Genomic DNA, 13573 nt, shown 5'->3' with positions numbered 1-13573 from the left:
TCCAACTCCTGCCAACGCGTTCCCCATATTCCAGACCTCATCGCGATGAAACAGACGCAACGAGCGCCCGCGATCGCAGTCCAGAACGGCAAACATCAACATGTCTCATGAATAGGGTGGGCTACAGGCAAGAGCCGTGGCTAACCGAGTTGACTTCTTCGCCAGTGGTTCGATGGTTTATGTTGTCCCTGCTGCGGCCTCGTGCAGGTACAACAGATCACGGCGGCTCCGGCTGTGTGCGCAACAGAGTTGGTCTGCCACCTCATGCGGCCCAATTCGGCGCCATCCGAACCCGTGCAAGCGACAGGCCGAAGCATTCGGCGACCTATCCCGGCGCCATACCCTGCCGAAAAGCGAGCTCCCGCCACCTTAAGCTGGTGCGGTAAGTTGCATGTGACGATTACATTGCTCGCCCCGAGCGGCGGGACTATGATCTACGTGTCATGATCGCTCCAGGCACAGGACCCTGTGATTTCACCTCCTGGCTGCTGGAGGATTAGGGCTTCAGGCATCTGTCCTCACGCCCGCTCCCGCAGGCTGTCCGAGGGTCCCGCTCATCTGCTTAGCTCGCTGTTCTGCTTTGGTCACCTGTTCGGGTGAGAGGCTGGCCAGAATATGGTCGCGTTCCCGTTGTGCCAGCGCATTCCCATGCTCGGCCGCGATCGCGGCCCAGGCGTAAGCCTCAACCGGATCTGCTTGCACGCCGAGCCCCTGTTCGTAGATCTGGGACAACTCATACTGCGCGGAGTCATCGCCCGCCACGGCGGCCTTCCCAAACCAGTCCCGTGCGCGCTTCACGTCCTGAAGGACAAGGCGGCCGTGAAGATAAATCTCACCAAGCCGCTGTTCCGCAGGGATAGAGCCTTGGCTTGCCGCTTTCGTCAGTAAATTGATCGCTTTCTGGGGATCGCGTCTGACACCAAGTCCATACTGGTACATGTCCGCGAGCCAGTACTGCGCTGTAGCATTGCCGCCATCAGCCAGAGGTGTGAGGAGATGAAGTGCAGTATCGTCGTATCCTTCTCGAAAAGCCTGAAGGGCAACCTCGAGCCGAACGGAGGGATCCTGCAGCTTCTGTCGTTCGGTGTACGAGCCTGCAAGGTATCCAACAATCGCCAGAAAGACCAAAATCAGGCCCAAGGACGTCTTCTGTACAGCAGTCATGCTCGTTTACCTCGGCTCGTGGATTCTCTGTTTCAAGCTAGCGCGGTCTGTTAGCAGCCTCGACGGCGTGATCCTTACCGGCAGTTGAATGGCGGAGGATCATCGCGCTGCCGCATCGTGATCAGGGCACGTGCCGCTCGGAGATTGGGCGATCTCGCCACAGGCTCAACCTGTAAAATCTGACAGAACCTCCGGGGCAGCGATGGCGGCTTTGTTGCATGAATCGGATCACGGACGCACTGAGCCCACCCCATGCCTTTCGTTTAGGCAATGCGGACGGACTTTGGGCGTCCAAGCTCAAGCATGCGGTTGAGGGCACCAACCGCGATAGCGACCTCACTTGCACGTCGCCGGTCCGCCCGCGAGCGTAAGCCGTCCCCGATCACTCGTTTCAGCCGGCTGATGGCAGTCTCCACCAAAGCACGGCGATTATACCCGGACCGCTTCTGCCAACCCCTGCGTCCATGCTCGGCAATGCTGTGGAGATGCCAGTCGCGCTGGGACGGGGTGCTCTCCGCATGCTCGCTCGGCACCGCCGTCGATCGCGGTGGAACGATGACGGCAGCATCAGGATGGCGCTTGGCGACAGTGTCGTAGACGCCGGCTTGGTCGTAGGCTCCATCGCCGATGAGGGACGCGAGTGGACCGGGGATCTGGTCGAGCAAGGGCTCGACCTGCGCGCCGTCATCGACATCGCTCGTGGTCAGCTCTGAGGCGAGGATCTCTCCAGTCTCAGCATTGACGGCAATGTGCAATTTTCGCCAGGCGCGTCGCCTTTGGGTGCCATGCTTCTCGAGCAGCCACTCACCGGGCCCGCACAGCCGCAGGCCCGTGCTGTCCACCAGCAGGTGAACAGGTTCTCCGGAGCTCGAACATGGTCGTGGCACCTCCAGGGTTACGGCGCGGCGGCTCAGGGTTGAATGATCCGGCACCGCCAGATCCAGGCCAAGGAGCCTCAGAACCGAGCCAATCAGGCCTTCCGTCTGACGCAGCGCCAGCCCGAACACCGCCCGGAGCGTCAGAGCTGTTCGGATTGCCAGAGCGGAATAGTGGGGCTGACCACCGCGGCTGGTGCGCGGCTCAGCGCGCCAAGCCGCAACGGCTTCCTCAGTGAACCAAACTGTCAGACTGCCTCGCTGGCGCAGGCTGGCGTCGTACTCCGCCCAATTCGTGACCCGGTGCCGTTGCTTGGGAATGTGGTGACGGCGAGCGGCATTGGCTTTGAATGGCACGGTAGAAATCTTTGGTTAGAAGCCGAATAGGCCTCTACGCTATCCAGCTGCGGTTACTAACTCGCCCATCCATGCAACAAGGCGACGCTACGGCTATTTCCTTGCCTGACCCGTTCCTGGCCATCTGCAGATGGGACGAACTCCCATCTTTCTTCACTATGAGCATCATCGCCCGCAAGCGTTGCGACATCCGCCTTGGACATCGACCGCCTTGGGCGCTCCATGCCCTGACGTTAACCTTCACTAAAGCTAAAGATCGCGGGAAAGAAGCTTTCATTGACACGCCATGGCTGTCGCGGAATAAAGCTCAAACTTGCGATAGCGATGGCGGATTGGACGTCAGTCACAAGGCGACGGTCCAAAGGCATGATGCCGCCCCGCCATACCGGTGCAAGCCCGGTATATTCCCCGATCTTTCATTTCAGGACCAAGGCATTCGATCGAGCCATCCAGTGCCATGGCTGCTGCGGTCAACGGAGACGTAAGGCTCGCCATGCTGACGGTCTATACTTGCATCGTTTTGGATCATGATCTCCGACTCGTTGCCTTGGCGGCTCTGGTGTGCGGTCTCGCATCCCTGACGGCAATCTACCTCTTACCTCATGTCCGCCGCTCGGAGGGCTCCTGGCAGAGCATCTGGCTCGGCGTGGTTGCCGTCTCGACCGGGTTCGGCATCTGGGCCACGCACTTCATTGCGATGCTGGCGTTCTCTCCCGCCTTGCCGACGGGCTACAATATCGCCCTGACGGTCATCTCCCTGCTGGCCGCCGTCGTGCTGACTGGGATCGGCTTCTGGATTGCTCTCATGCCGGGCTTTGCAGGTGCGATGTGGCTCGGGGGAGCCCTCGTCGGAGGCGGCATCGCCGCCATGCACTACACCGGAATGGCAGCCTTCGAGGTGGCCGGCACCATCGCCTGGGACCGAGTGCTGGTCATAGCATCCATCATGCTTGGGGCACTGTTCGGCGCCCTTGCCCTGCCGGCGGGCCTCAGAAGCGACTTGGCCCGCTGGAAGCTCGCCGGAGCATTGCTGCTGACGCTGGCGATCTGCAGCCATCATTTCACCGCCATGGGGGCCGTCGCCATTACGCCCGACAGCACAATCCAGCTTTCGCCCCTGGCCATTCCATCCCAGTGGCTGGCCATCGGGGTTGCTTTCATCAGCCTCGTCATTCTCGTGCTCGCCTGCACGGCATTAAACCTCGACCTGAGGGAGCGCCGGCGCACGGCTCTCGAAATGGAGCGGATGCGTGATCTCACCGATGCCGCGGTCGAGGGGCTCGTCCTCTGCGATGGCGAAACCATCATTTCCGTCAACCAGAGCTTTGCCCAGCTCGCTGGTCTGCGGCCCGAGCAGATCTGCGGCAGGGCTTTGGCTCTGTGTGTGCCTGATGCTGCGAAGCGTAAGGCGCTTTTCGATGTCCTGGGACAGGCCGTTGAGGCCGATCTATGCGATGGCCATAGAGCCTCAATCCCGGTCGAACTGATCGCCCGTCAGATCACGTACAACGGCCGTCCGCACAATGTCGTGGCCTTTCGGGACTTGCGGGACCGCAGGAATGCCGAGGCGCGGATCCGGTACCTGGCGCATCACGATCCGCTGACCGGGCTGGACAACCGGGCGAGCTTCGACCAGCGGCTGGATCGCGAGATCAAACTCCACCAGAGAGCCGGTCAGCAATTGGCTCTGTTGTGTCTGGATCTCGACGGCTTCAAGAAAGTGAACGACCTCTACGGCCATGCGGCAGGAGATCAGTTGCTCCAGGACCTCGCCAAGCAGTTCTCTGTCGTTCTGACCGAGGATCATATGCTGGCCCGGCTAGGCGGAGATGAGTTCGCCATCATTGTTCCGCATGTCACGGACCCCGCCCAGGTCGGACACTTGGCCGAGAATCTCCTGTTGAGCCTCAAGAGCACAGACCAGGCCAGAACGCGGACTGGTCTGGTTTCGGTCAGCATCGGTATTGCCCTCTTCCCGTCCGATGCACGGGACCGCACGGAGCTTCTCTCCAGCGCTGATGCCGCCCTGTATCGCGCGAAGCAGGAGGGCAAAGCCACATACCGCTTCTTCGAGGCGGCCATGGGCGCCCAGATCCGGGAGCGTCATAGCATCGAGCATGACCTGCGCAACGCTATTGAGAACGGCGAGCTGAGCTTGGTGTATCAGCCGCAGGCGCAGGTCGACACCGGTGAGGTCCTAGGCTTTGAGGTTCTGCTGCGCTGGAACCATCCGGTCCGAGGTGTTGTGCCACCCTCGATCTTCATCCCGATTGCCGAGGAAAGTGGGCTGATCCTGAAGATTGGCGAGTGGGTCATGCGGCAAGCCTGCCGGGAGGCCGCCTGCTGGACGCGGCCGCTGAACATCGCCGTCAATGTCTCGGCCTTGCAGTTGGGCAGTGACAGCTTCGTTGAACTGGTCCAGAACCTCCTGGAGGAGACCCGGCTGTCGCCTGAGCGGCTGGAGATTGAGATTACCGAAACCGCCCTGATCCGCGACCCGAATCGCGCCCTGCTGGCCTTGCAGAGGCTCAAGGCGCTCGGCGTCACCATTGCCATGGACGACTTTGGAACAGGCTACTCGTCGCTGTCGAACCTCCAGGCCTTTCCGTTTGATAAGATCAAGATCGATCGGTCCTTCATTCGGGCCGTCCACACCAAGCCGCAAGCGGCCGCCATTGTACGCGCAGTGCTTGGCCTTGGACGAGGCTTGGGACTTCCTATCATAGCCGAGGGAGTGGAGACACCGGAGGAGCTGAGCTTCCTCGGCTTGGAAGGGTGCACCACGGCGCAAGGCTACCTTTTCGGCCGCCCGGCGCCCATCGAAGAATTGACTTCGCTGATCTGTGACAACGTCATCGCGTTTCCAAGAGCGCTGATGAGAGTCGCCGCAGATTGAGAGCATTGCGCCTGTATCATCATACGGCGAAGTGGCTTCGGCGTGCACCATACTGTGCGACGAGAAACAGCCTCGTAGTCACGGGAAGTCACAAAGTCGACGTCAGACAATGGCTCATACGTGCCACGCTGATGGTCCGGTGTTGGCACGAGGCGGAAGCAAGCCGAATGTCTGGATCGGCGGGGTAAGCAGACCTCTCCACTGCCGTGCTCAAAGGCCGCCCGTGACCCGTAGGCGACATTCAGGATGCGCGTTACTGCGCGTTCAACATAGGATCGGTCGGAAAGCCTAGGTGGCTCGCGGTTTCTTCATCAGTTCGAAGGTGATCGTCGCGAGCGCATTCAACTTCCATGCAGAAATGGACGAACTTCACTTCTAAGTTCCGGAGGCTCAGTCCATAAGCCAGGTGCCACCGTACGCACAGCAGGATCACCGAGCGGTCAAAATGACGATCTTTGAACATTGTGTACCTCCGGAGCTTACCAGAGGCGTAGACCGAACTGAGTTACCGAACCGTTCGCCACAGATCCACCGAGAGAAGCCTTACGCTCGGGGCTTCTGGGCTCTCTGAGTTGCTGAGTCATCGACGGTGTCGTTTGATGCAAAACTCGTGATTTTGGAGACAGAGGCGACAGCATATGCAGGAACAGACGCCATCCCAAGAGCAAAACCCGTGGCTTCTAGGGATCCTTGGCACGCTTCTGGGCTTCGCGTCGATCTCAACCGATCTCTATCTGCCGGCGCTGCCGCGCATGGCCGAGGCGCTGGGAGCCGAGCAGAGTGCGCTTGAGCTGACCGTCTCGGGCTACCTCGTGGGCTTCAGTGCGGGCCAGCTCCTCTGGGGCCCGATCAGCGACCGCTACGGTCGGCGCGGCTCGGTGGCGGTGGGGCTCGTCATCTTCGTGCTAGGCGCTGCGGGTTGTGCGCTCTCGACGACCGCAGGCCAGCTCATCCTCTGGCGTGTGGTGCAGGCTCTCGGCGCGAGCGCGGGCGTCGTCCTGGCCCGCGCCATGGTGCGCGACCTCTACAGCCGCGACCGCGCCGCGCGCGTCCTCTCCACGCTGATGACGGTGATGGCGGTGGCTCCGCTCGTGGGCCCGACCGTGGGCGGCCAAATTCTGCGAGTTGCGGACTGGCCGGCGATCTTCTGGACGCTCGTTGCCATCGGGCTCGCCACGCTGTTGGCGCTCACCACGATCCCCGAGACGCTGCCCCGGGACCGGCGCACGGCCGAGCCCATGGGGCAGGCGCTGGCGGGCTATGGGGGGCTCCTCGGCAACCACCGCCTCATGGGCTACGCGGCAGCGGGCGGGTTTTACTTCGTGGGCGTCTTCGCCTACGTGGCCGGCACCCCCTTCGCCTTCATCAGCTACCACGGTCTCAGCCCACAGCTCTACGGCCTCGTCTTCGCCGCCGGGATAGTGGGGCCCATGGTCACGAACCTCGTCAACTCGGGGCTGGTGATGCGGGTGGGCAGCGACCAGATGCTGTGGGTCGGCTCTCTCGGAGCAGCGGCGAGCGGTCTCCTCGTGGCGCTCGTGGCGGGGACCGGCGTGGGAGGGCTCGGGGGGCTGGCCGGGGCCCTCTTCCTGTTCGTCGCCATGAACGGCTTCATTAACGCCAACATGGTCTCAGGCGCGGTGGCGTCCTGGGGTCGGCGCTCGTTGGTGCCTTCGCCGATGGCACTCCGTGGCCGCTGGGCTGGGTCGTGGCTCTGTCCGGCCTTGGCACCCTGGCGAGCGCTCTCTTCGTTCTCCGGTCACGTCACTCATGACAGTGCCGCCTTGGTGCAGAAATTTTTTCACTTCGCACACGCGCCGAGTGTCCACGTTCTATTTCATCTGATCTCATGTTCCAACGACGCCTGCCTTATGGACCGATGAAGCGGCGATCCAGTCACACAGAGCGGGCCGTTCCATCATGGCATTCCGCGAAATGAACTTGTGAACCAGGAACGTCCGTTCATGGCACCTTCCGGAAGTACACTGAGCGTCCGCAAATGGGGCTGAGAACGGACAAAGCTCTATTGAGCGACAAAAGAAAAGGCCGCCCGGATGGGCGGCCTCTTGTTTCAGTCAGTTCGCTGAGCTTTCACTCCGATTGCAGAAGAACTTCGTCTCACGTTTCAGAGGGTGAGGCGGACTGATGAGCGCATTGAGTAAGCACTTTGCCGAATTATGGCTATCCTATGCGAGCGTCCACAACAACTGTAGACGCCCCCAAAGGATGCCTCACGCCTTTCGCTAACCGCTTGTCGCGTATGCACTTGTTTTTCGAGTTTGTCTCAGAGTTTTCCTGAAAGAACCCATTGGTCTGCCTCACCCTTAAAAGTGCGAATTCGTTGGTCCGGTTGGGAGGGCGAAGCGGACGTTTCGAGCAGCCCTGTTTTCTTCTGGAGTTGACCCTGAGCCGACTTCCCGGACGGAGATATCCTTCGTCAGACCTCTGATGTGAACCTTACAAGCGGCAACCCCACAGGCTTGGGATTGTTGGTTCTGAGCCCTTCAGGATGATCTGCTGGTGCGGGATCGCGTGTCGCCGGGTGTCTCACTCCAGCGCTGCTTGTAGCACCGATAGAACCAGGAGAGATCGTTGAACCCATTGCCGAATGCAATATCGGCGATGGTGCGCCTGCTCTGCCGAGGATCAGTCAGGGCGCGGTAGCACGCATCCAATCGCGCTGAAACGAGCGTCTCGCTAAATGTGCTTCCGGTGCCTTCGAATAGCTTCTGCACGTAGCGCTGCGAGACCTTCAGATGTACCGCGACCTTGCCGATGTGCAGCTCCGGATCGGCGAGATTGTTCGTGATGAACTGTCGGGCGGCGGCAAGCCGTGCCTGTCGAATTCCACTCTGATCCGGATCGAATGATGCAACTGGTTGGAATACCGCCACAGCCAAATCACACAAGATCGAATTAGCCTTGCTCAACGCCTCTGGTGGCAAGGTGGAAGCCGTCTCTGACAGCAGGGCCATATAGCCTGTGAGCAGAGCTCCCACGCCATCACGGCCATTCACGCGAACCTGGGACCGGTTCAGGGGAGTGAGTTGCCCGTCAATGAGGTGGTGAGGAACATGAAGGATGGTTGTCCTCACAGGCTGCGTAATCACAAAGCTGGCGCACTGTTCTGCCGTGTCGAACAGCAAGAGATCCCCAGGTCCAGCGTTGTACTCCACTCCTTGATAGACCCCATGCACAGCTCCTTCGTGCAGATGATGCAGACAATATGCCGTCTGCGGCAGACGAGCGATCTCGGACACGCTACGGCCCATGCGATGCACAGGAAGATGTGCCCTGGCCATTTGCACGTCGCCGATCCCGTGCAACTCGATCGTTGCATGGAACGGGCCCGCGCTGGTTCGCTCGGCCCACAGCCCGAACCAAGTCTCACAAACAACCTCACGCCAGTACGCAAACTGATCTGCTGGAGTGGCGAGATCGCTTATCTCAATTCGGGTTTGCATGAACCTTCCTGTAGGTTCGAGATGCCGACGGGTCCAGTCGGTAGCCCGCCACCAATTAGCGTTCTTAAGTTACACAATGCAGAGATCGTTCAGAGCATCTGCACATCCGTTTAAGGCGCTACAGTTCGCTGACGTCCACATCTCAGTTCGTCTCACCCCAAGACACCCTGCACTCGACAGGCAATGCTTAAGGTTGAATGAGCGACATCATAACGTCAAGGCAAGCAGATCTTCGGCGCAGCTTTCATTGCGGCAGACCGCCACAGGAGGCGAGCGACAGGTTCGCACGGGTACGGGCGATGCTGATCCAGGACCAGGTTTGATGTTACTTTGATGCGCGAGCGGCCACATCAATGTGCCAACCGGCTCCTGTTCGCTCTGGAGCCGGATGATCTCGCCTACCTTCAGCCTTATCTTGACATGGTCAGCCTGCGACGAGGGCAGATCATCTGCGAGGCAGGCGAAGCGCTGCACCATGCCTACTTTCCTCATGATGCGGTCATCTCCCTTGTTACCGTGATGGAGAATGGCAGCACGGCCGAGATGGCCGTCTGCGGCCGGGAAGGTGTGGTGGGTCTTATTCCGGCATCGGTTACGCGGCAAGCCTTTGGAAACTACGTTGTCCAGATGACAGGAACCGCCTCCCGAATTTCCTTGGATCAGCTACAAGTGGCAATCCAAGCCCGTCCCCTAATCGCACGGCTGATGAACCGCTTCGCAGAAGCCATGCAGGCCCGCATTCTCCAATCAGTTGCGTGCAATGCGGTTCACAGTGTTGAACAGCGCCTGTGCCGCTGGATCCTGAGCACCCGTCATAGAACTGATAAAGTCGTCCTGCCACTCACCCATGAGGTTCTGGCGGAACGTCTTGGTGTACAACGCTCCACAGTGACGGCCATCATGGGAAGACTTCAGGCCGCCGGAGTGATCCAACAGGTAAGGGGCGGCATCACCATAGCCGACGGTGTTAAACTCGAACAAAGCGCCTGCGAGTGCTACCGCAGACTGCGGACGACCTTTGAGCGCCTGCTGCCACTGACATTCAAAACGGAATGAGGCTGACCAAGAATAACTTACTGCCGCTCATGCGGCGGCTCAGGCTGCAGTTCTATGGCCAGCGTGCAGACCTATAAGGCCCAGAGGGTTGCGCATCACCGCTGTCCGTCAGGTTGGGGCGTTTGCTGGCTGGTTGAAGGACCCCCCTGCTGAGTGCGACCGTGCAGTTCGCGATCCGGCGGTTCGGAATACACAGAGTCATAAGCTCAACAAATGATCGCTCATCCACCAGGCCTATAGGGCGGCTGTTGGCACTCCTGAGACGTAAGCGTTTGGTCCGCTTCGATACTCATGTGCAGACGTTCGTTGGGAAGGCCGGAACGTGAAAGATTGACCCGCTGCTGACATTTGACCGGGTTGACCACTATTGCTGACTTCCCGCGACCGAGAGCGGCCTACAATGAACGGGAAGTATCGTCACTCCCGCCCTTGCCGCTCCTCCCATGCGCGCGTGATCTGTGGCAATGCCGTTGCGGGCGGTGGACCACCAATTTTCATTGCAGCAAGTCCTTCAGTCGCCTCAGGAGGAAATCAAGAAACACCCGCAGTTTGGGCGACTGAACCCGACCTTGCGGGAACACCGCATGCAGCTCGGGTCTCCGGCCGGTCCATCCTGCGAGCACGGGTTGAATCAGGTCCTTGGCCAGGTAGGGCTTCACCAGCAGGTCCGTGACCATCATCAAGCCCTGGCCGGCCAGGAGCGGCTGAAGGAGAGCATCCGGGTCATCGGCAACAATCACCGGGTTAATCTCGTAGTCCTGCAAGCCGCTACCATCACTCATCGGCCAGGCAAAGCCGCGGCTGCGCTGGGCGACCCGCGTGGCCAGAGCCCAGTGTCGCCTGAGCTCGTTCGGGTGGGTCGGCTCGCCGTGCTGTGCGAGATAGTCCCGGCTCGCGTAAATCCGGTTGGGCAACACCGCGAGCTTGCGCGCTGTCATCGACGAGTCTGGCAAAGGCCCCAACCGGAGGGCGACATCGATTTCCTTCGCGATGAGATCGAGCGTCTCGTGGGTTAAGATCAAATCGATCAGCACCCCGGGATAGATGGAGCGGAAGTCGCTGATCAGCGGCGAAAGCAAGCTGACGGAGAGCGAATAGGACGAGGTGATGCGCAGCCATCCGCGCGGTTCGCCTTGCATCTGGCTGACCGCGATCTCTGCCTCGGTCAGGATGTGAGCAATGGACTCGCAGTATTGGAAGTAGATCGCGCCGGCTTCGGTCAAACCCACCCGCCGTGTGGTGCGATGGAGAAGCTGAGCGCCCAAGTGCTGCTCCAGATCCTGGACCTTCCGGCTGATCGTGGCCTTCGGCAGCCCCAAGGACCGTGCGGCGGCTGTGAAGCTGCCTTCCTGAACCACTTTCACAAAAGCCAGCGTATCATCGAGACCGGGCGTCATGCCGCCATGTCCTTGGCCGATTGTTCCACCTGTTGGACAATCTTTACCACAGATCCCGGCTAATCAAGCTCTGGTTCACGATGTACCTCTCCCTTGTCTCGGCACCCGGCCTGATCCGCCACCGCATCAGCGCCGAACTGACCATGGGAGATCCTGATGACGACACGTCGCTCCGTTCTTAGAGCAGCTTTCGGCCTGCTGGCCGCCTCTGCGGGAGGCGCCTTGCCGGTCCACGCCGCCTATGCCGCAGCGCCCCTCGTCCGGAGGCAAGCGCCGGCGTTCTATCGAATGACCCTCGGCAGCCTCGAGGTCACGGCCCTGTCCGATGGCACTTTGCCTGTGCCGTTGGAAAAGCTGTTCAACAACACGACCCCAGAGCACATCAGCAGCGTTCTCAAGTCATCCTTCCTCCCGTCGCCGGTTGATCTTTCGGTGAATGCATACCTGCTCAATACGGGTTCGAGGCTCGTCCTGATCGATGCCGGTACCGGCGAACTGCTGGGGCCGCGGCTGGGTCATCTGGTGGCGAACCTCCGTGCCGCCGGCTACGCGCCGGACCAGGTCGACGACATCATCCTGACGCACATCCACGCCGATCATTCCGGCGGCCTTAGCATCGGTGGCAAAGCGGTGTTTCCCAACGCCATCGTCCACGCGAGCAAGCGTGATGCGGACTATTGGCTCAGCGCTGAGAATCTCAACAAAGCGTCCGAGGCGCACAGGAAGTCGTTTGTCGAGGCGGTGACATCGCTGAGGCCCTATGTGGAGACCGGCCGCATGCAGGTCTTTGCCGACAATGCCGACCCGCTCCCGGGCTTCGGGTCAATCCTGCGCCCCGGCCATACACCGGGCCATAGCTCGATCATGGTCGAGAGCCAAGGAGAAAAGCTGGTGTTTTGGGGCGACATCACCCATGGCGATGCCGTTCAGTTCAACGAACCGGATATCGCGATCGACTTCGACGTCGACTCGAAAGCCGCCGCCGCGACCCGCCGACAGGCGTTCGTGGATGCCGCGGAACACGGCTACTGGGTCGCGGGTGCGCACCTGCCGTTCCCTGGTATCGGGCATGTCAGGGCCGACAGCGATGAATTCGGTTGGGTGCCCGTCAACTACAGTGCGGCCGGGTGAGGCTGCGCAGCGCTACCACGCGAGCGGTGGTTGGCCGCTCGCGTGGGGGTACATGATCCCAATGTCCGCAACGCAAAGAGAGCCTCATGTCGAAGAACCTCGATCCGGGGGCGCGGCGTGTCATCGCGATGCTCCGCACGCCGGATGCTCCGTCCATCGAGTCCTTGACGCCGGGACAGACGCGCGAGGCCTTCCGCGTCAGCCGGGCCCTGCTCGCCCCTGAGCCATCTCCCGTTGCCTCTGCGGTTGACCTCACAGCCCCGGGACCTGGAGGTGCCATTCCCCTGCGCCTGTATCGCGGTCAGGGCACGGGCGAGGATGAAGAACTGCCGGTGGTGCTGTTCCTTCATTCCGGCGGCTGGGTCAATGGAGGCCTCGACACCCATGATGGCGTGTGCCGCACCCTTGCGACATTGGCACGCTGTGCCGTTGTCGCGGTTGATTACCGCCTCGCACCCGAGCACCGCTTTCCGGCCGCGGTGGAGGATAGCTGGGCTGCACTCGCTTTCATTGCACAGGAGGCAAGAGGTCTGCGGCTCGATCCTGGCCGGATCGCGATCTGCGGAGAGAGTGCAGGGGGCAATCTGGCAGCCGTTGTGGCCCTGATGGCCCGTGACGCTCAGGCTCCAGCGCTCTGCCTGCAGATCCTGCTGTATCCGGCGACCGATTTCACGCGGAAGTACCCTCATCTCGATTACCTGGAGGGTGCGCCGCTGACGCGGGAGATCCTGGGGTGGTTTCAGAGACACTATGTGCGAGACGGGGACCGGCATGATTGGCGAGCGTCGCCCTTGCTGGCCCGAGATCTTTCTGGTGCGCCGCCGACCTTTCTGGTGACGTGCGGGTTCGATCCTCTGGAGGACGAGGGGCGAGCCTTTGCCGATCGCCTGTGTCGAGCAGGTGTTGCTCTCCGGCACCGCCACTTCCCTGGCCAGATCCATGGCTTCCTCACCATGGGGCGTTTCGTTCCTGAAACGACGATCCTCTTGGGTGAGATCGCGGCGGCCCTGGATCGTGCGTTCAATCCGGCATGACCGTCGTCCAAGCCGCAGAGGCCGGGTTGCCTTGGCGCAGACCGATTCATTGCTTCGCCAGCAGGCTCGTTCGGAGCGGCGCTTCTTCGAGCGTATCGACTTGCTCGACAGGGCCGGGCTCGAAACGGTTGCGCCTGTCATAGGAGGATCGGAACGTCGGGTATTGGCACGGAGCTGACCTTAATCGAATTTCCGCTTT

Annotated in this window: 9 protein-coding genes and 1 pseudogene; 5 read left to right on the top strand and 5 right to left on the bottom strand. The window is 60.9% G+C overall.

The genetic code is table 11. From position 1 onward, the window contains the following. Positions 1-504: 504 nt before the first annotated feature. Both ACS5Q1_RS28290 and ACS5Q1_RS28285 read right to left on the bottom strand, forming a co-directional pair. Positions 505-1164, bottom strand: coding sequence for a tetratricopeptide repeat protein (locus ACS5Q1_RS28290; RefSeq protein ID WP_473101308.1), 660 nt, complete (start codon positions 1162-1164; stop codon positions 505-507). Between the two features lie 263 nt (positions 1165-1427). Next, the gene (locus ACS5Q1_RS28285; protein ID WP_473101307.1) at positions 1428-2396 is read right to left on the bottom strand and encodes an IS5 family transposase; all 969 of its coding nucleotides are present in this window, start codon (positions 2394-2396) and stop codon (positions 1428-1430) included. Between the two features lie 493 nt (positions 2397-2889). Between ACS5Q1_RS28285 and ACS5Q1_RS28280 the strand changes: the two genes are divergently transcribed. Next, on the top strand, positions 2890-5292 hold the full coding sequence (locus ACS5Q1_RS28280; protein WP_473101310.1) for a bifunctional diguanylate cyclase/phosphodiesterase: 2403 nt from the start codon (positions 2890-2892) through the stop codon (positions 5290-5292). A gap of 373 nt (positions 5293-5665) precedes the next feature. Here the strand turns inward: ACS5Q1_RS28280 and ACS5Q1_RS28275 are convergent. Continuing rightward, positions 5666-5755: pseudogene (locus ACS5Q1_RS28275) on the bottom strand (IS6 family transposase); the annotation flags it as partial. Between the two features lie 175 nt (positions 5756-5930). On the opposite strand from ACS5Q1_RS28275, the gene ACS5Q1_RS28270 reads away from it, so the two are divergent. Continuing rightward, positions 5931-7175, top strand: coding sequence for a multidrug effflux MFS transporter (locus ACS5Q1_RS28270; protein ID WP_473101306.1), 1245 nt, complete (start codon positions 5931-5933; stop codon positions 7173-7175). A 621-nt stretch (positions 7176-7796) separates the two neighbouring features. Here the strand turns inward: ACS5Q1_RS28270 and ACS5Q1_RS28265 are convergent. Then, positions 7797-8756 carry an AraC-like ligand-binding domain-containing protein gene (locus tag ACS5Q1_RS28265; protein WP_473101305.1) on the bottom strand — a complete coding sequence of 320 codons (960 nt, stop codon included), beginning with the start codon at positions 8754-8756 and terminating at the stop codon, positions 7797-7799. A 333-nt stretch (positions 8757-9089) separates the two neighbouring features. Between ACS5Q1_RS28265 and ACS5Q1_RS28260 the strand changes: the two genes are divergently transcribed. Beyond that, a complete protein-coding gene (locus ACS5Q1_RS28260; RefSeq protein ID WP_473101304.1) occupies positions 9090-9812 on the top strand; it encodes a Crp/Fnr family transcriptional regulator in 723 nt (240 codons plus the stop codon). A 494-nt stretch (positions 9813-10306) separates the two neighbouring features. Here ACS5Q1_RS28260 and ACS5Q1_RS28255 read toward each other — a convergent pair whose 3' ends face one another. Further along, complete coding sequence (locus ACS5Q1_RS28255) at positions 10307-11209, bottom strand: LysR family transcriptional regulator (protein ID WP_473101303.1); 903 nt, start codon at positions 11207-11209, stop codon at positions 10307-10309. Positions 11210-11365: 156 nt separating this feature from the next. Between ACS5Q1_RS28255 and ACS5Q1_RS28250 the strand changes: the two genes are divergently transcribed. Together ACS5Q1_RS28250 and ACS5Q1_RS28245 are read left to right on the top strand one after the other, a co-directional pair. Next, complete coding sequence (locus ACS5Q1_RS28250) at positions 11366-12340, top strand: MBL fold metallo-hydrolase (protein ID WP_473101302.1); 975 nt, start codon at positions 11366-11368, stop codon at positions 12338-12340. Positions 12341-12426: 86 nt separating this feature from the next. Then, a complete protein-coding gene (locus ACS5Q1_RS28245; protein WP_473101301.1) occupies positions 12427-13374 on the top strand; it encodes an alpha/beta hydrolase in 948 nt (315 codons plus the stop codon). The last annotated feature ends 199 nt before the right edge of the window (positions 13375-13573 follow it).

The sequence above is a fragment of the Microvirga sp. GN3 genome (assembly GCF_055792825.1).
The sequence above is the reverse complement of the archived record's forward strand: the minus strand, read 5'-3'. Positions and strand labels throughout refer to the sequence as shown.